Annotated in this window: 16 protein-coding genes and 1 tRNA gene; 5 read left to right on the top strand and 12 right to left on the bottom strand. The window is 63.0% G+C overall.

The genetic code is table 11. From position 1 onward, the window contains the following. Positions 1–21: 21 nt before the first annotated feature. The 11 genes from nuoH to tpiA form a co-directional block, all read right to left on the bottom strand. Positions 22–1,068, bottom strand: a complete 1,047-nt coding sequence (gene nuoH / locus QUG03_RS05375) for an NADH-quinone oxidoreductase subunit NuoH (RefSeq protein WP_048413406.1) — start codon at positions 1,066–1,068, stop codon at positions 22–24. A 3-nt stretch (positions 1,069–1,071) separates the two neighbouring features. Next, positions 1,072–3,402: an NADH-quinone oxidoreductase subunit NuoG gene (gene nuoG / locus QUG03_RS05370; protein WP_500819591.1), complete on the bottom strand. Its 2,331-nt coding sequence runs from the start codon at positions 3,400–3,402 to the stop codon at positions 1,072–1,074. Positions 3,403–3,405: 3 nt separating this feature from the next. Next, positions 3,406–4,701 (bottom strand): NADH-quinone oxidoreductase subunit NuoF, encoded by a 1,296-nt coding sequence (gene nuoF / locus QUG03_RS05365; protein WP_107800401.1) that lies wholly within the window; start codon positions 4,699–4,701, stop codon positions 3,406–3,408. Next, complete coding sequence (gene nuoE, locus QUG03_RS05360; RefSeq protein WP_107800402.1) at positions 4,701–5,201, bottom strand: NADH-quinone oxidoreductase subunit NuoE; 501 nt, start codon at positions 5,199–5,201, stop codon at positions 4,701–4,703. Before nuoE ends, nuoF begins: the two co-directional genes overlap by 1 nt. Further along, complete coding sequence (locus QUG03_RS05355; RefSeq protein ID WP_227104751.1) at positions 5,201–6,454, bottom strand: NADH-quinone oxidoreductase subunit D; 1,254 nt, start codon at positions 6,452–6,454, stop codon at positions 5,201–5,203. Before QUG03_RS05355 ends, nuoE begins: the two co-directional genes overlap by 1 nt. Continuing rightward, a complete protein-coding gene (locus tag QUG03_RS05350) occupies positions 6,447–7,043 on the bottom strand; it encodes an NADH-quinone oxidoreductase subunit C (RefSeq protein WP_500819590.1) in 597 nt (198 codons plus the stop codon). Before QUG03_RS05350 ends, QUG03_RS05355 begins: the two co-directional genes overlap by 8 nt. Positions 7,044–7,054: 11 nt before the next feature. Beyond that, positions 7,055–7,531, bottom strand: a complete 477-nt coding sequence (locus QUG03_RS05345) for a NuoB/complex I 20 kDa subunit family protein (RefSeq protein WP_019103471.1) — start codon at positions 7,529–7,531, stop codon at positions 7,055–7,057. Then, positions 7,522–7,878, bottom strand: coding sequence for an NADH-quinone oxidoreductase subunit A (locus QUG03_RS05340; RefSeq protein ID WP_019103472.1), 357 nt, complete (start codon positions 7,876–7,878; stop codon positions 7,522–7,524). Before QUG03_RS05340 ends, QUG03_RS05345 begins: the two co-directional genes overlap by 10 nt. Before the next feature lie 90 nt (positions 7,879–7,968). Further along, a tRNA-Leu gene (locus QUG03_RS05335) sits at positions 7,969–8,053 on the bottom strand. Between the two features lie 17 nt (positions 8,054–8,070). Beyond that, complete coding sequence (gene secG / locus QUG03_RS05330) at positions 8,071–8,421, bottom strand: preprotein translocase subunit SecG (protein WP_500819589.1); 351 nt, start codon at positions 8,419–8,421, stop codon at positions 8,071–8,073. Between the two features lies 1 nt (position 8,422). Next, on the bottom strand, positions 8,423–9,169 hold the full coding sequence (tpiA, locus tag QUG03_RS05325; protein ID WP_500819588.1) for a triose-phosphate isomerase: 747 nt from the start codon (positions 9,167–9,169) through the stop codon (positions 8,423–8,425). Positions 9,170–9,357: 188 nt separating this feature from the next. Here tpiA and pstS point away from each other — a divergent pair, with 188 nt between their 5' ends. From pstS to QUG03_RS05300, 5 genes are all read left to right on the top strand, one after another. After that, complete coding sequence (pstS, locus tag QUG03_RS05320; protein ID WP_107800407.1) at positions 9,358–10,401, top strand: phosphate ABC transporter substrate-binding protein PstS; 1,044 nt, start codon at positions 9,358–9,360, stop codon at positions 10,399–10,401. Positions 10,402–10,471: 70 nt separating this feature from the next. Next, positions 10,472–11,434, top strand: coding sequence for a phosphate ABC transporter permease subunit PstC (pstC, locus tag QUG03_RS05315; RefSeq protein WP_107800408.1), 963 nt, complete (start codon positions 10,472–10,474; stop codon positions 11,432–11,434). Between the two features lie 35 nt (positions 11,435–11,469). After that, entirely contained in the window at positions 11,470–12,363 is an 894-nt protein-coding gene (gene pstA / locus QUG03_RS05310; protein ID WP_233246796.1) for a phosphate ABC transporter permease PstA, read from the top strand. 12 nt (positions 12,364–12,375) lie between these two features. After that, positions 12,376–13,140 (top strand): phosphate ABC transporter ATP-binding protein PstB, encoded by a 765-nt coding sequence (gene pstB, locus QUG03_RS05305; protein ID WP_043590752.1) that lies wholly within the window; start codon positions 12,376–12,378, stop codon positions 13,138–13,140. Positions 13,141–13,395: 255 nt separating this feature from the next. Then, on the top strand, positions 13,396–14,850 hold the full coding sequence (locus tag QUG03_RS05300; protein WP_107800410.1) for an inorganic phosphate transporter: 1,455 nt from the start codon (positions 13,396–13,398) through the stop codon (positions 14,848–14,850). A 273-nt stretch (positions 14,851–15,123) separates the two neighbouring features. Here QUG03_RS05300 and recG read toward each other — a convergent pair whose 3' ends face one another. Next, complete coding sequence (gene recG / locus QUG03_RS05295; protein WP_107800411.1) at positions 15,124–17,172, bottom strand: ATP-dependent DNA helicase RecG; 2,049 nt, start codon at positions 17,170–17,172, stop codon at positions 15,124–15,126. Positions 17,173–17,204 lie beyond the last annotated feature (32 nt).

Genomic DNA, 17,204 nt, shown 5'->3' with positions numbered 1-17,204 from the left:
ATCTTTTCACCTATCCCCGTCTCAGTGCCACAAGGACAGCGGGGTCATCATCCAGACGCCCACCACCAGGATCCACACCAGGGTCACCGGGATGAACACCTTCCAGCCCAGACGCATGATCTGGTCGTAGCGATAACGCGGGAAGGTGGCGCGGAACCACAGGAAGCAGAACAGCACCATGGCCACTTTAAGCGCCAGCCAGAAGAAGCCGCCCGCGCCCAGAATGCCCCAGGACGCCGGGAACGGCGACAGCCAGCCGCCGAGGAACAGCAGCGCGGTCAGCGCGGCGACCAGGATCATGTTGGCGTATTCGGCCAGGAAGAAGATGGCGAAGGCCATGCCCGAGTACTCGACGTGGAAACCGGCGACGATCTCGGATTCGCCCTCGGCCACGTCGAACGGCGCGCGGTTGGTTTCGGCCACGCCGGAAATCAGGTAGACCACGAACAGCGGGAACAGCGGCAGCCAGTTCCACGACAACACGGAACCGCCGGCCATGCCCTGCCCTTGCTGCTGGACGATCTCCACCAGGTTCAGGCTGCTGGACACCATCAGCACGCCGATCAGCGCGAAGCCCATCGCCAGTTCGTAGGACACGATCTGGGCGGCGGAACGCATGGCGCCGAGGAAGGAGTACTTGGAGTTGCCCGCCCAGCCGGCGATGATCACGCCGTACACGCCCATCGAGGTCAGCGCCAGGATGTAGAGCAGCGAGGCGTTGACGTTGGCCAGCACCAGCTTGTCGGTGAACGGAATCACCGCCCAGGCCGCCAGCGCCGGAGCGATGGACAGCACCGGGGCCAGCAGGAACAGGCCCTTGCTGGAGTTGGTGGGCAGGATGATTTCCTTCATCAGCAGCTTGACCGCGTCGGCGATAGGCTGCAGCAGGCCCAGCGGGCCTACCCGGTTGGGGCCGATGCGGATCTGCATGAAGCCGATGACCTTGCGCTCGGCATAGGTCAGGTAGGCGACGCACAGCAGCATCGGCAATACGATGGCGATGATCTTCAACAGGGTCCAAACCACGAGCCCCGCGTCAGTGCCAAGAATACCTTGCAAGAACTCCATGCTTTACCCCTGGGTGATCTCGATAGCGTCGAACATGCCGCCCAGCGCCAGCGTGGCCGCGTGAGCGGTGGCGATGCGGACCGTATCCTGCGGCAGGCTGTCGTCGGCGACGATGCGCACGCGCGCCTGGCCGGAACCCTGGCTCAGCAATGCGGTGCTGTCGACGGCGATGCCCAGCTTCTGCAGCAGGCCGCTGTGGGCGGAAGCCACCGGCTCGGCCGCGTCGCGGGTCTGTTGCAGCGACTCGGCGCGGCGGCAGACGGCGTCGGCCTGGTACAGCGGCACTTCGCCGATGCGCGCCACGCCGGCGGCCGCGGCGGCCGCGACGTTCAGCGGGTTCAGCGCATTGTTCAGGCGCGCGGCGATGTCGCCCTTGGCCAGCAGCTCGGCGCGCACTTCCTCGGCGCTGTTGAAGTCGAAGCCGGACAGATTCAGCATATTGCCCAGTACGCGCAGCACTTTCCAGGCCGGGCGGGCTTCGCCCAGCGGACGCACCACGCCGTTGAAGCTCTGCAGCTTGCCTTCCATATTGACGAAGGAGCCGGCGGTCTCGGAGAACGGCGCGATCGGCAGCAGCACGTCGGCGTAATCCAGCAGGCCCTGGCCCTTGAACGCGGTCAGCGCGATCACGGTGGCGGCCTGCTTCATCGCGGCGACGGCGGCTTGCGGGTTGTAGCTGTCGAACTCGACTTCGGTGTTCAGCAGCACGTAAGCCTTCTTCGGCTGGGCGATCATCGCGGCGGCGTTGGCGCCCGCGCCTTGCGGCAGCGCGCCCGCCAGTTCCGCGCCCACGCTGTTGGCGGCCTCGGACAGCACGCCGAAGCTGGCGCCGCTCAGGCGGGCGATCTCCTGCGCCACGGCCAGCAGCTGGCTGAACGCCGGATGGTGTTGCGCCACGTTGCCCAGCACCACGGCGGCGGTTTCCGCGCCGCTCAGGCTCTCGGCGATGCGGCGCGCCTCGGCGGACACTTGCACCGCGGACAGATCGACGGCGGTTTCGCCGCCCTTGATCTCGGCCACGGCCTTCAGCACCTGGGCGAAGCCGTTGACCAGGGCCAGCGGCGATACGATCAGCTTGGCGTTGATCTTGATCAGCAGCTCGTCGTCGGCGACATGGATAATGTTAAGCTCGCTGCCTTTCTTGGCCGCGGTGCGCAGACGCGAGGTCAGCAGCGGCTGTTCCTTGCGCAGCGTGGAGCCGACCACCAGCACCGACTTGGCCGCGACCAGATCGGCAATGCCAGAACCCAGCCACTCGGCGCCCTGCTTGGCCGCGTCGGCGGCAAAGTCGCTGCGGCGCAGACGGTAATCAATGCTTTCCACGCCGAAGGCGCGCGCCAGCTTTTGCGCCAGATGCAGTTCTTCGGTGGTGGAGTGCGGGCTGGTCAGGAAGCCGATGGCGTCCTTGCCGTGATCGGCGGACACGCCGTTCAGGCCCTTCACCACGTAGTTCAACGCGGTTTCCCAGTCGGTCTCGTGCCACTGGCCGTCGAACTTGATCATCGGCTGCTTCAGACGCTCGGCCGAGTTCAAGCCCTCGTAGGAGAAGCGGTCGCGGTCGGCGATCCAGCACTCGTTGATGGCCTCGTTTTCCAGCGGCAGCACGCGCATCACTTCATTGCTCTTGACCTGAACGATCAGGTTGGAGCCCAGGCCGTCGTGCGGGCTGACCGATTTGCGGCGCGACAGCTCCCAGGCGCGGGTGCTGTAGCGGAACGGCTTGGAGGTCAGCGCGCCCACCGGGCACAGATCGATGACGTTGCCGGAGATTTCCGAATCCACGGTCTTGCCGAGGAAGGGCAGAATCTCGGAGAACTCGCCGCGATGAGCCATGCCGATTTCCTGGAAGCCGCCGACTTCCTCGGTAAAGCGCACGCAACGGGTGCAGTGAATGCAGCGCGACATTTCTTCCGCCGAGACCAGCGGGCCCATGTCCTTGCCCACCACCACGCGCTTTTCTTCCTGATAGCGCGAGGAGGAGTTGCCGTAGCCCACGGCCAGATCCTGCAGCTGGCATTCGCCGCCCTGGTCGCAGATCGGGCAATCCAGCGGGTGGTTGATCAGCAGGAACTCCATCACGCCGGCCTGGGCCTTCTTGGCCATGTCGGAGTGGGTATGGACCTTCATGCCGTCGGTCACCGGGGTGGCACAAGCCGGCAGCGGCTTGGGCGCTTTTTCCACTTCCACCAGACACATGCGGCAGTTGGCCGCGATGGACAGCTTCTTGTGGTAGCAGAAGTGCGGAATGTACGTGCCCACCGAGTGGGCCGCTTCCATGACGGTACTGCCTTGCGGGACCGTCAGTTTTTTTCCGTCGATTTCGATTTCAAGCATCGCTCAACACCATTTGTGGTCCACCAAGGTCTTTCCGTGTTCGATCGCGTACTCGAACTCGTGACGGAAATGCTTGGTGAAACTGCGAACCGGGAACACGGCGGCGTCGGCCAGCGCACAGATGGTGCGGCCCGCCATATTGTTGCCCACGGAATCCAGAAGCTCCAGATCGCCCGGACGGCCCTGGCCGTTGGCGATGCGATGGATCACGCGGTACAGCCAGCCGGTGCCTTCGCGGCACGGCGTGCACTGGCCGCAGGATTCTTCATGGTAGAAGTAGGCCAGACGCTCCAGCGCCTTGATCATGCACACGTCTTCGTTCATCACGATGACGGCGCCGGAACCCAGCATCGAGCCAGCTTTGGCGATGCTGTCGTAGTCCATCGTGCACTGCATCATGACGTCGGCGGGCAGGATGGGCGCGGACGAGCCGCCCGGAATCACCGCCTTGAGCTTTTTGCCGTCGCGCATGCCGCCGGCCATTTCCAGCAACTCGGAGAACGGGGTGCCCAGCGGGATTTCGTAGTTGCCCGGACGGTTCACGTGGCCGGACACCGAGAACAGCTTGGTGCCGCCGTTGTTCGGCTTGCCCTTTTCCAGGAAGGGCTGCGCGCCGTCGCGGATGATGAAGGGCACCGAGGCGAACGATTCGGTGTTGTTGATGGTGGTCGGCTTGCCGTACAGGCCGAAGCTGGCCGGGAACGGCGGCTTGAAGCGCGGTTGGCCCTTCTTGCCTTCCAGCGATTCCAGCAGCGCGGTTTCCTCGCCGCAGATGTAGGCGCCGTAGCCGTGATGGGCGAACAGGTCGAAGTTGAAGCCGGAACCCAGGATGTTCTCGCCGAGGAGGCCCGCCTTGCGCGCTTCGTCCAGCGCTTCTTCGAAACGCTCGTACTCGGCGAAGATTTCACCGTGGATGTAGTTGTAGCCGGCCTTGGTGCCCATCGCGTAACCGGCGATGATCATGCCTTCGATCAGCGAATGCGGATTGAAGCGCAGGATGTCGCGGTCCTTGAAAGTGCCCGGCTCGCCCTCGTCGGTGTTGCACACCACGTATTTGTCGCCCGGGAAGGAGCGCGGCATGAAGCTCCACTTCAGGCCGGTGGGGAAACCCGCGCCGCCACGGCCGCGCAGGCCGGAGTTCTTCACTTCGGCGATCACGTCTTCCTGGGCCATCTTGCTGTCCAGGATGCGGCGCAGCGCCTGGTAGCCGCCGCGCGCCTCGTAGGCGCTCAGTTGCCAGCAATGGGGATCGGAAGTGTCGACGCCATCGAAAATCACGCCATTGACGAAGATTGCCATTATTTCAGCTCCGCCAGTTTCTTATCGATTGCTTCGGGCGTCATGAAGCTGCACATCTTGTGGTTGTTGACCAGCAAGACCGGCGCGTCGCCACAGGCGCCCATGCACTCCCCTTCCAGCAAGGTGTACTTGCCGTCGGCGCTGGTTTCGCCGATGGCGACGCCCAGCTTCTTGGAGATGTACTCGGCGGCGTTGACGCCGCCGGACAAGGCACAGGGCAGGTTGGTGCAGACAGTGATCTTGTACTGCCCAACCGGCTTCATGTCGTACATATTGTAAAAGGTGGCGACTTCGTACGCGGCTACCGGCGGAATCTGCAGGTAGTTGGCGACGAACTCGATCACCTCGGTATTCAGGCAACGCTCCTCCGGAGCGGAGCCCGCTTCGCGACGTTCAGTCAGCGCGATGCGCAAGGCACCCATCACCGCGGACCGTTTCTGGTCGGCGGGATATTTGGCGACTTCGCGATCGATTTTGGCTAGCGATTCAGCGGACAGCATCAGCGGTCAATCTCCCCAAACACGATATCCTGCGTACCGATGATGGCCACCACGTCGGCGATCATATGGCCCTTGGCCATCTCGTCCAGCGCCGCCAGGTGAGCGTAGCCGGGCGCGCGGATCTTCAGGCGGTACGGCTTGTTGGCGCCGTCGGACACCAGGTAGACGCCGAACTCGCCTTTCGGGTGCTCGGTGCCCACATAAGCCTCGCCCTCCGGCACGTGCATGCCTTCGGTAAACAGTTTGAAGTGGTGGATCAGGTCTTCCATATTGGCCTTCATGCCTTCGCGCGAAGGCGGCGCCACTTTATGGTTGTCGGTGATCACCGGGCCCGGGTTCTTGCGCAGCCATTCCACGCACTGGCGGATGATGCGGTTGGACTGACGCATTTCCTCGACGCGCACCAGGTAGCGGTCGTAGCAATCGCCGTTGACGCCCACCGGGATGTCGAAATCCAGCTTGGAATACACATCGTAGGGCTGCTTCTTGCGCAAATCCCAGGCAATGCCGGAGCCGCGCAGCATCGGGCCGGTCAGGCCCAGGTTCAGCGCGCGCTCGGGCGTCACCACGCCGATGCCGACGGTGCGCTGTTTCCAGATGCGGTTGTCGGTCAGCAGGGTCTCGTACTCGTCCACATAGCCCGGGAAGCGCTGGGTGAACTCGTCGATGAAGTCCAGCAGCGAACCCTGGCGGCCTTCATTGCGGCGGGCCAGTTCGCGGGCGTTCTTGATCTTGGAGACGGTGTACTGCGGCATGCTGTCCGGCAGATCGCGATACACGCCGCCGGGACGGAAGTAAGCCGCGTGCAGACGCGCGCCGGACACCGCCTCATAGCAGTCCATCAGGTCTTCGCGTTCGCGGAAGGCGTACAGGAACACGGTCATCGCGCCGATGTCGAGGCCGTGCGCGCCAATCCACAGCAAGTGGTTCAGCAGACGGGTGATCTCGGCGAACATCACGCGGATGTATTGCGCGCGCTCGGGCACGTCGATGCCCAGCAGCTTCTCGATGGACAGGCAGTAAGCGTGCTCGTTGCACATCATGGACACGTAGTCGAGACGGTCCATATAAGGCAGCGACTGGATGAAGGTCTTGCTCTCGGCCAGCTTTTCGGTGCCGCGGTGCAGCAGGCCGATGTGCGGGTCGGCGCGCTGGACGACTTCGCCGTCCAGTTCCAGCACCAGGCGCAACACGCCGTGCGCGGCCGGGTGCTGCGGGCCGAAGTTGAGGGTGTAGTTACGGATTTCAGCCACCGTAGTTCTCCTCGCGAATGATGCGCGGCGTGATTTCGCGCGGCTCGATGGTCACCGGCTGATAGATCACGCGCTGTTGTGTCGGGTCGTAACGCATTTCCACGTGACCGGACAGCGGGAAGTCCTTGCGGAACGGATGGCCGACGAAACCGTAGTCGGTCAGGATGCGGCGCAGGTCGGGGTGGCCGTCGAAAACGATGCCGAACAGGTCGAACGCTTCGCGCTCGAACCAGTTGACGCCGCTCCAGACGCCGACGACCGAGTCGACCACCGGGAAGGCGTCGTCTTCGGCGAACACGCGCAGGCGGACGCGCTGATTGTGCTTGACCGACAACAGGTGGTAGACAACGGCGAAGCGCGGACCGTCCCATACCTCGTCGCGGTATGCGCTGTAGTCCACGCCGCACAAATCGATGCATTGCTCAAAAGACAGGTCGGCGTGGTCGCGCAGCGTGGTCGCCACGGCGATCAGATCCGCCGCCTTGCATACAATGGTCAGCTCTTCCAGAGCCAGCGTGCTTTGCACGAGCTTGTCGCCCAGCGCCTGCTGCACAGCCGACCCTAACGCGTCCATTTTCTTGGAGGCCATAAGTTTCTACCTTAGCGGGCGATGGTGTTGGTGCGTTTGATCTTGTTCTGCAGCTGAATGATGCCGTACAGCAAGGCCTCTGCAGTTGGCGGACAGCCGGGCACGTAGACGTCGACCGGCACGATGCGATCGCAGCCGCGCACGACTGAATAGGAATAATGATAATAGCCGCCGCCGTTGGCACAGGACCCCATCGAGATCACCCAGCGCGGCTCGGCCATCTGGTCGTAAACCTTGCGCAGGGCCGGAGCCATCTTGTTGCACAGCGTGCCGGCCACGATCATCAGATCGGACTGGCGCGGGCTGGGACGGAACACGATGCCGAAACGGTCCAGGTCGTAGCGCGCCGCGCCGGCGTGCATCATCTCGACCGCGCAACAGGCCAGACCAAAGGTCATCGGCCACAGCGAACCGGTTCGGGTGTAATTGATGAGCTTGTCAGCCGTCGTGGTGACAAACCCCTTCTCCAGAATACCTTCTACTCCCATTCCAGAGCTCCTTTTTTCCACATGTAGACGAAGCCCAGGGTCAATACGCCCAGGAACTCCACCATGACGCCCAGACCATAGGTCCCCAGCTCCTTCAACACCACCGCCCACGGCAGCAGGAAGGCGACCTCGAGGTCGAACAGGATGAAGAGGATGGCTATCAGATAATAGCGGACGTCAAACTTCATGCGGGCATCTTCGAAAGCCTCGAAGCCGCACTCATACGGAGACAGTTTCTCAGGATCGGGACGGTTGGGAGCCAGCAGTTTGCCCAATAAAATAGGGCCTACGCCGACCAACAGTCCGACCATGACAAACAGCAGAATGGGAAAGTAATTTTGCAGCATTTCCCGTACACCCCCACAAAAAAGGGGGTTACCCCCCTTGGCTCCAAATAAAACAGGCCACCGGAGTCCCGGTGGCCTGTTTTTGAATGGTGGTGCCGACAGTGAGACTCGAACTCACACAGCTTTCGCCACTACCCCCTCAAGATAGCGTGTCTACCAATTTCACCATGTCGGCACAGCAAGCTTTAATTGTTACTCCGGTATTTTCGATGTCGTACCCGAAGCTTTATCGCTAGGCACACCGGCCGGGATTTGCGGTGCAACCTGTTCAACCTTGGCCCCCATTACGCCCAAATCGCTTTTTCCGCCCCCAGACAGAAAAACCAGAGCAAGGGAAGTCGAGAAGAACACGGCCGCTGCGACAGCGGTTGTCCTACTCAAGAAATTCGCAGAACCAGACGCGCCGAACAAGCTACCGGAAGAGCCGCTACCGAAAGCCGCCCCCATGTCCGCGCCTTTGCCGTGCTGCATCAAAACCAGCACGATAATAGTCCCTGCAGACAGGATATTTACAATCCAGATAAGCGTCTTAATAAGTTCCATACTATATCAATTTTCCTGCGGCTTGGCAAATTGCCCTGAATGAACCGGCGTCCAGAGATGCCCCTCCAACAAGGGCTCCGTCGACATTTTCAGTCGCCAGAATCGCTTCGGCATTCTCTGCCTTGACACTGCCGCCGTAGAGGACGCGAATATTATCGGAGGCCTTGACGTTTTGCAAGCACCAATTTTTGATCGCGCCGTGGATTTCGGCGATTTGCGCCAGCGTCGCCACCTTGCCGGTGCCGATGGCCCAGACCGGTTCATAAGCCACAACGTATTCACCATGGTCTATCTCGGACAGAAGCGCAAGCTGATCTCTAATCACCTCCAACTGACGGCCCGCCTCGCGCTCGTCCAGCGTTTCCCCGACGCACAGCACCGGCACCAGGCCGGCGGCGATGGCGGCGCGCATCTTCTTCAGTAGAACCGCGTTGCTCTCGCCAAAATATTGGCGGCGCTCCGAGTGGCCCACCAGGGTGTAAGCGCAGCCGATGTCGGCCAGCATCGCGGCGCTGGTCTCGCCGGTGAAGGCGCCGTCCTGATCGAAGGCGCTGACGTCCTGCGCGCACAGGCGCAAGGCCTGACCGCGCAGCCGCTCGCCCAGGCCGGCCAGGTAGACCGCCGGCGCGGCCACGCCGACCCAGCCGCGGTTGCTCGTCTCATCCGCCAGCAGCGCCTGCAGCAGCGTCTGCGCGCTGTCGGCGCGGGTATTCATCTTCCAGTTGCCAATCACCAGCTTGCCGGCCATCTCCGCCTCCCGCGATTCTTGAATATCCGCCGATTATATCCGCAGCCGCCATCTTGGCTCAAACCGGCATCCGGCTGATGTTGATTGTCCGCAAACGAAGCCGTTTCGACGACTTGTAATATTCCTGAAAAATTTCAGCCTTAGCATGCGCCCATCACCACGCACCTCATCCATTCTCAGGAGTAGGCATGAAACAGTCTGTTCGTCTGGCCGCATCGTTTGTACTGGGTTCCGTCTGCCTGTCCGGCGCGGCCGTGGCCGCCGACATCACCGGCGCGGGCGCCACCTTCCCGTACCCGCTGTACGCCAAATGGGCCGCCGCCTACAAGGCCGGCACCAATAATAATCTGAACTATCAATCCATCGGTTCCGGCGGCGGCATCAAGCAGATCCAGTCCAAGACCGTGGATTTCGGCGCGTCCGACATGCCGCTGAAGCCGGAAGAGCTGGAAAAATCCGGACTGACCCAATTCCCCACCGTGATCGGCGGCGTGGTACCGGTACTGAACGTGCCCGGCATCACCCCGGGACAAGTGAAGTTCACCGGCCCGCTGCTGGCCGACATCTACCTGGGCAAGGTGTCCAAGTGGAACGACCCGGCCATCGCCAAGCTGAACCCCGGCGTCAAGCTGCCGGACCTGCGCATCTCCGTGGTGCGTCGCTCCGACGGCTCCGGCACCACCTTCATCTTCACCAACTACCTGTCCAAGGTCTCTCCGGACTGGGCCAAGGAAGTGGGCTCCAACACCGCGGTCAGCTGGAAAGGCAACCCGGTGGGCGGCAAGGGCAATGAGGGCGTGGCCAACTACGTGACCCGCATCAAGGGCGCGATCGGCTATGTGGAATACGCCTACGCCAAGCAGAACAAGCTGGCCTTCGGCCTGATGCAGAACCAGGCCGGCAGCTTCGTCAAGCCGGACGAGTCCAGCTTCAAGGCCGCCGCCGCCAACGCCGACTGGAAAAAAGCGCCGGGCTTCTACCTGCTGCTGACCAACCAGCCGGGCAAGGACAGCTGGCCGATCGCCGGCGCCACCTTCATCCTGATGCACAAGAAACAGGACAAGCCGGCGCAAGGCGGCGAGGTGCTGAAGTTCTTCGACTGGGCTTACAAGAACGGCGACAAGACCGCGCTGGATCTGGACTACATCCCGATGCCGGACGCGATCAAGGGCGTGATCCGCGCCAGCTGGAAGCAAATTGCCGACAACGGCGGCAAGCCGGTGTGGAACTGAGCCGCATACAATGCACGCAAGCGGCCGGGGACGCGCTCCCCGGCTTTTTGTCTGATAAATGAGCATGCATATGCAAAAGTTGAGCAATCCGCAGCAAATCAAAACCCAGTTATTGCTGGACAATCTGTTCCGCTGGGTCACCCGTTTTTTCGCCTTCCTGGTGCTGGCCTTGCTGGTGGGCATCCTGATTTCGCTGTTGATCGGCGCGTTGCCGAGCATCCACGCCTTCGGCTTCAAGTTTCTGGTCACCAGCGACTGGGACCCGGTCAATGAGCGGTTCGGCGCGCTGGTGCCCATCTTCGGCACCCTGGCCACCTCTTTCATCGCCTTGCTGATCGGCGTGCCGGTCAGCTTCGGCATCGCCCTGTTCCTGACCGAGCTGTGCCCCACCTGGCTGAAGCGGCCGCTGGGCATCGCGGTGGAACTGCTGGCCGGCATCCCGTCCATCATCTACGGCATGTGGGGCCTGTTCGTGTTCGCGCCCATCTTCGCCGACCACGTGCAGCCGCTGCTGATCGACACCCTGGGCGAGGTGCCGCTGCTGGGCGTGCTGTTCCAGGGCGCGCCGATGGGCATAGGCATTTTCACCGCCGGCCTGATCCTGGCCATCATGATCATTCCCTTCATCGCCTCGGTGATGCGCGACGTGTTCGAAGTGGTGCCGGTGATGCTGAAGGAGTCCGCCTACGGCCTGGGCTCCACCACTTGGGAAGTGGTGCGCTACGTGGTGCTGCCCTATACCAAGACCGGCGTGGTCGGCGGCATCATGCTGGGCCTGGGCCGCGCGCTGGGCGAGACCATGGCGGTGACCTTCGTCATCGGCAACTCCACCCGTTTCGCCGCCGGCCTGTTCGAGCCGGGCAATTCCATCGCCTCCTCGCTGGCCAATGAGTTCGCCGAGGCCAACGGCGAGCTGTATCTCTCCTCCCTGATTCAACTGGGCCTGATTCTGTTCTTCATCACCTTCGTGGTGCTGGCGTGTTCTAAACTGCTGTTGCTGCGCCTGAAGAAACAGGAAGGTCGTCCTTCCTGAGCATGAGAGACGCTAACCGCATGAGCCAAACCGTTATGAATTCCGCCCTGCGCCCACCCCAGTCCGCCATCGCCGCCAAAGCCGACAGCAGCGTCTATCGCCGCCGCCGGCTGGTGAACCGCGTCAATATGGGCGCCTCGATGTTCACCATGGCCTTCGGCCTGTTCTGGCTGTTCTGGATTCTGACCACCCTGTTGCAGCACGGCCTGTCCGGGCTCAACTGGGAGGTGTTCACCTCCAGCACCCCGCCGCCGGGCAGCACCGGCGGCCTGGCCAACGCCATTTACGGCAGCCTGATGATGACCGGCTTCGGCACCTTGTTCGGCACGCCGATCGGCATCCTGGCCGGCATCTATCTGGCCGAGTTCGGCCAGCGCGGCTGGCTGGCGCCGGCCACCCGCTTCATCAACGACATCCTGCTGTCCGCGCCGTCCATCGTCATCGGCCTGTTCATCTACGAAGTCTACGTGGTGTCGGTCGGCCACTTTTCCGGCTGGGCCGGCTCCTTCGCGCTGGCCATCCTGGTGATTCCGGTGGTGGTGCGCACCACCGAGAACATGCTGCGCCTGGTGCCGGGCAGCCTGCGCGAAGCCGCGTCCGCGCTGGGCGCGCCGCAGTGGAAGGTCACCTTGCACGTCACCCTGCGCTCGGCCAAGGCCGGCGTGCTGACCGGCATCCTGCTGGCGGTGGCGCGCATTTCCGGCGAAACCGCGCCGCTGTTGTTCACCGCGCTGAACAACCAGTTCTTCAACAGCAATATGAACCAGCCGATGGCCAACCTGCCCATCGTGATCTTCCAGTTCGCGATGAGCCCGTACGAGGACTGGCACAAGCTGGCCTGGGCCGGCTCCCTGTTGATCACCTTCAGCGTGCTGACGCTGAACATCGTTGCCCGCTGGATGGGCAGCCAGAAAAACCAATCGCATTAAGGCTTGCAGACCATGGCTGAAATCCACTCCAAGCTTCAGGTCAAGAATCTGAACTTCTTTTACGGCAATTTCCACGCGCTGAAAAACATCCAGCTGGAAATCGCCTCGCGCAAGGTCACCGCCTTCATCGGCCCGTCCGGCTGCGGCAAGTCCACGCTGCTGCGCACCTTCAACCGCATGTACGAGCTCTACCCCGGCCTGCGCGCCGAGGGCGACATCCTGCTGGACGGCCACAACGTCCTGGGCCGCGACGTGGACGTCAACCTGCTGCGCGCCAAGGTGGGCATGGTGTTCCAGAAGCCCACCCCATTCCCGATGTCCATCTACGACAACATCACCTTCGGCGTGAAGCTCTACGAAAAACTGTCCAAGGGCGAGATGGAGGACCGGGTGGAATGGGCGCTGCGCAAGGCCGCGCTGTGGGACGAGGTCAAGGACAAGCTCAAGCAGTCCGGCAACTCGCTGTCCGGCGGCCAGCAGCAGCGGCTGTGCATCGCGCGCGCGGTGGCGTCCAAGCCGGAAGTGCTGCTGCTGGACGAGCCCACTTCGGCGCTGGACCCGATTTCCACCGCCCACATCGAAGAGCTGATCCATGAGCTCAAAGAGGACTACACCATCGCCATCGTCACCCACAATATGCAGCAGGCGGCGCGGGTGTCGGACTACACCGCCTATATGTATCTGGGCGAATTGATCGAGTTCGGCGACACCGACTCCATCTTCACCACCCCGCAGAAGAAGGCCACCGAGGACTACATCACCGGCAAGTTCGGCTGATTCCGCCCCGGCTCCCAGACCGCCGTCATGACCGTTTCCGGCATGACGGCCGTTGGCGTTTCCACGCGGGCAAAAGCGCATGACGGCGGCAAAAAACGGCCTAAATCCGCCGTTCTCCCCGCCCGGTCTGTCAAGGCGATTCCGCATGCTTTTCCGGCAAATGCGACACCATTTATTTTTTTTTTATAAGTACTTGACGGCATTGGCCTTGGACACAACAATCCCGCCTTTACGATACTGCGTGCACATTTCACCATGTTGGACCTGTTTTCCGGGCTTGAGACCCACGTCGCCATCACCTTGGTGCTTTCCCTGGGCTTCGTGCTCGCCTTTGAGTTCATCAACGGCTTCCATGACACCGCCAACGCGGTGGCAACCGTTATCTATACCCAATCGATGAAACCGCGTCTCGCGGTGTTCTATTCCGGCATTTTCAACTTCCTCGGCGTGATCACCGGCGGCCTCGCCGTCGCCTACGCCATCGTGCACCTGCTGCCGGTGGACCTGCTGATCTCGATCAACACCACCCGCGGCATGGCCATGGTGTTCGCGCTGTTGACCGCCGCCATCGCCTGGAACCTGGGTACCTGGTATTTCGGTCTGCCCGCGTCCAGCAGCCACACGCTGATCGGCGCCATTTTGGGCGTGGGCGTGGCCAACAGCCTGATCCACGGCACCTCGCTGTCCCACGGCATCAACTGGAGCAAGGCCATCGACGTCGGCGCCTCGCTGCTGGCCTCGCCCGTGGTGGGCGCCCTGCTCGCCGCGCTGATCGTCATTCTGCTGCGGCGCTACCGGCCGCACAGCAATGTGCACAAAACCCCCTACCAACGCCAGCAGGTGGAAGGCCGCAAGCATCCGCCGTTCTGGACCCGCTTCATGCTGATCGTGTCGTCCATGGGCGTCAGCTTCGCCCACGGCTCCAACGACGGCCAAAAAGGCGTGGGCCTGATCATGCTGGTGCTGATCGGCATCGTGCCGGCCAAATTCGTGCTGGATCTGGACAGCACGCCTTACCAGCTGGACCGCACCCGCGACGCCGCCATTCACCTGCAGAAGTTCTATGAGCGCCATCAGGTCGAACTGAGCAAGATCATCGTGCCGTCCAAGGGCAGCAGCCAGTACGAGTGCCATCCGCTGGAAACCGGCGACACCGTCAAGCGCCTGCTGAGCACCATGGGCGACGGCGGCGACTACCACGCGCTGAGCTCGGAACAGCGTTGGAACGTGCGCACCGAGCTGCTGTGCCTGGACGACGCCGCCAAGAAGGCCTCCGCGCTGCCCAAGCTGTCCGCCGACGACAAGCAGATGCTGCAGAACCTGCGCAAGGATCTGACCACCACCACCGAATACGCGCCCACCTGGGTGATCGTCGCCGTGGCGCTGTCGCTGGGCATCGGCACCATGGTGGGCTGGCGCCGCGTGGTGAAGACCGTGGGCGAAGGCATAGGCAAGAAGGACATGACTTACGCCCAGGGCGTGTCGGCGCAGATGACCGCCGCCATCTCCATCGGCCTCGCCAGCCAGTTCGGCTTCCCGGTGTCCACCACCCAGGTGCTGTCCAGCGCCGTGGCCGGCACCATGGTGGCGGACAAGGCCGGCCTGCAGATGTCCACCATCCGCTCCATCGCGCTGGCCTGGCTGTTCACCCTGCCGGTGTCCATGCTGCTGGCGGGCGGGCTGTACTACGTGGCCTCGCTCTGGCTGTAATCAAGTCCGGTCACGGTCTTTCAGCCTCTGTTTAAGGCTGCCGGAAAAAACAAAGCCACCGCACCGCGGTGGCTTTTTCTTTTGGCATTTCCGCCCGGAAAATTTTCGATTGACCTGGGTCAAGCTTTAAGCCCGGATTGCTTGTGCCAATATTTTATAAATTGCTAATATTTGCTCGCTTCATCATGGTTTCTCCTTTGTTGTTTGCAGCAATCCCTTTGCGCCTCAGCCCCCCAGCCGAGGCGCTTTTTTTTTGCCCGATTCATGGCGCACTCAAGCCTTGAGAAACTGCTCGCGCCCCGCCAGCCAACGGTCCAGATGAGCGTCCACCGCCTGCGGATGGCGCTCCAGCAGCAAGGGCGCCAGCTCGCGCGCCGCTTCCAGCAGTTCCAGATCCTCTTCCAGGTTGGCGAAACGCAGCATGGGCAGGCCGCTCTGACGCGCGCCCAGCAGTTCGCCGGGGCCGCGGATCAGCAAATCCTGGCGCGCGATCTCGAAACCGTCAACATTCTCGTAAATCACTTTCAAGCGCGCCTTGGCCAAGTCCGACAAGGGATTGTCGAACATCAGCACGCAGACGCTGCGCGCGCTGCCGCGCCCCACCCGGCCGCGCAATTGATGCAACTGGGCCAGGCCCATGCGTTCGGCGTGCTCGATCACCATCAGGCTGGCGTTGGGCACGTCCACGCCCACCTCGATCACCGTGGTGGCCACCAGCACTTGCAGCTCGTTGCGGGCGAAGGCCGCCATCACCGCCGCCTTTTCGTCCGCCTTCATCCGGCCGTGCACCAGGCCCACGCCCAAATGCGGCAGATCGGCGGTCAGTTGCTGGTGGGTGTCCACCGCGGTCTGCAATTGCAGGGTTTCCGATTCTTCGATCAGCGGGCACACCCAATAGGCCTGCTGCCCGTCGGCGCAGGTCTTGGCCACGTGGGCGACGATTTCCTCGCGGCGCGCGCTATTGATCAGCTTGGTGACGATGGGTGTGCGCCCGGGCGGCAATTCGTCTATCACCGACACGTCGAGATCGGCGTAGAAACTCATCGCCAGCGTGCGCGGAATCGGCGTCGCCGACATCATCAGCTGATGCGGCTCGCCGCCCTTCTCTTTCAGCGCCAGCCGCTGGCCCACGCCGAAGCGATGCTGTTCGTCGACGATGACCAGGCCCAGGCGCTCAAAAGCCACCTCGTCCTGGAACAGCGCGTGAGTGCCCACCGCCAGCCGCGTTTCGCCGCTGGCGATGGCCGCCATCGCCTCCTGTTTCTGCTTCTTGCGCAGGCTGCCGGCCAGCCAGCGCACCGGGACGCCCAGCGGCTCCAGCCAGGCGGACAGCTTGAGGAAATGCTGTTCGGCCAGGATTTCGGTCGGCGCCATCAAGGCCACCTGGTAGCCGGATTCGATCGCGGTCAGCGCCGCCAGGGCCGCGACGATGGTCTTGCCGCTGCCCACGTCGCCCTGCAGCAGCCGGTGCATCGGGTGCGGCTGGGTCAGGTCGGCGCGGACTTCCGCCAAGGCGCGCTGCTGCGCGCCGGTCAGCGTGAACGGCAGGCGCTCGGCCAGCGCCCGGCTCAAGGCGCCGTCGCCGCGCAAGGGCGGCGCGCGGCCCAGCCTGCGCGCGCGATAGGCCAGCCGCATCGACAGCTGCTGCGCCAGCAACTCGTCGAATTTGAGCCGCTGCCAGGCCGGCAGGGCCGGATCGGCCAGCTGGCCGGCGCTGTAGTCCGGCGTCGGCAGGTGCAGCAGGCGGATCGCCTCGGCGAACGGCGTCAGCCGCAACGGCGCTGCCAACTCCTCCGGCAGCGTCTCGCCCAGCGGCTGGCTGTCCAGCTCGGCGTGGATCAGCTTGCGCAGCGCCGGCTGGGTCAGGCCGTTGACCGTGGGATAGATGGGCGTCAGGCTGTCCGCCAGCGGCGCGCCGTTGCCCACTTCGCGGATCTTGGGATGCACCATCTCGTCGCCGGCGAAGCCGCGGCGGATCTCGCCCAGCGCGCGCACCCGGTTGCCGGTGGTGAACTGCTTGACCTGGTTGGGGTAGAAATGAATGAAGCGCAGCACCAGGCTGCCGCTGGCGTCCTCGATGCGCGCCACCAGTTGGCGGCGCGGTCGGAACTGGATCTCATGGGCGATCACCTCGCCCTCCACCAGCACCGCCTGGCCGTAAGGCGCGTCGGCGATGGCGTACAGATGGGTCTCGTCCTCATAGCGCAGCGGCAGATGCAGGACCAGATCGAAACGGCGGCGTATGCCCAGCTTTTCCAGCTTCTTGGCCAGCGCCGGCGCCACGGCCGGCGGCTGATTGGCGGGGTCGATTAGGGAGCTCATCAGCAGCGATTGTACCCAATAAAGAAAAAGGC

The organism is Chromobacterium sp. CCUG 30098 (genome assembly GCF_059916605.1).
Note: the sequence above shows the minus strand (reverse complement) of the source record. Positions and strands in the feature narration are given on the sequence as shown.

What these genes read in the sequence shown, in the direction of transcription:
- QUG03_RS05350 (WP_500819590.1), bottom strand. Translation starts at nt 7,043, where the DNA reads ATGGCCTCCAAGAAAATGGACGCGTTAGGGTCGGCTGTGCAGCAGGCG.
- nuoH (WP_048413406.1), bottom strand. Translation starts at nt 1,068, where the DNA reads ATGGAGTTCTTGCAAGGTATTCTTGGCACTGACGCGGGGCTCGTGGTT.
- pstB (WP_043590752.1), top strand. Translation starts at nt 12,376, where the DNA reads ATGGCTGAAATCCACTCCAAGCTTCAGGTCAAGAATCTGAACTTCTTT.
- recG (WP_107800411.1), bottom strand. Translation starts at nt 17,172, where the DNA reads ATGAGCTCCCTAATCGACCCCGCCAATCAGCCGCCGGCCGTGGCGCCG.
- QUG03_RS05300 (WP_107800410.1), top strand. Translation starts at nt 13,396, where the DNA reads ATGTTGGACCTGTTTTCCGGGCTTGAGACCCACGTCGCCATCACCTTG.
- secG (WP_500819589.1), bottom strand. Translation starts at nt 8,421, where the DNA reads ATGGAACTTATTAAGACGCTTATCTGGATTGTAAATATCCTGTCTGCA.
- tpiA (WP_500819588.1), bottom strand. Translation starts at nt 9,169, where the DNA reads ATGGCCGGCAAGCTGGTGATTGGCAACTGGAAGATGAATACCCGCGCC.
- pstC (WP_107800408.1), top strand. Translation starts at nt 10,472, where the DNA reads ATGCAAAAGTTGAGCAATCCGCAGCAAATCAAAACCCAGTTATTGCTG.
- nuoG (WP_500819591.1), bottom strand. Translation starts at nt 3,402, where the DNA reads ATGCTTGAAATCGAAATCGACGGAAAAAAACTGACGGTCCCGCAAGGC.
- pstA (WP_233246796.1), top strand. Translation starts at nt 11,470, where the DNA reads ATGAATTCCGCCCTGCGCCCACCCCAGTCCGCCATCGCCGCCAAAGCC.
- pstS (WP_107800407.1), top strand. Translation starts at nt 9,358, where the DNA reads ATGAAACAGTCTGTTCGTCTGGCCGCATCGTTTGTACTGGGTTCCGTC.
- nuoE (WP_107800402.1), bottom strand. Translation starts at nt 5,201, where the DNA reads ATGCTGTCCGCTGAATCGCTAGCCAAAATCGATCGCGAAGTCGCCAAA.
- QUG03_RS05340 (WP_019103472.1), bottom strand. Translation starts at nt 7,878, where the DNA reads ATGCTGCAAAATTACTTTCCCATTCTGCTGTTTGTCATGGTCGGACTG.
- nuoF (WP_107800401.1), bottom strand. Translation starts at nt 4,701, where the DNA reads ATGGCAATCTTCGTCAATGGCGTGATTTTCGATGGCGTCGACACTTCC.
- QUG03_RS05345 (WP_019103471.1), bottom strand. Translation starts at nt 7,531, where the DNA reads ATGGGAGTAGAAGGTATTCTGGAGAAGGGGTTTGTCACCACGACGGCT.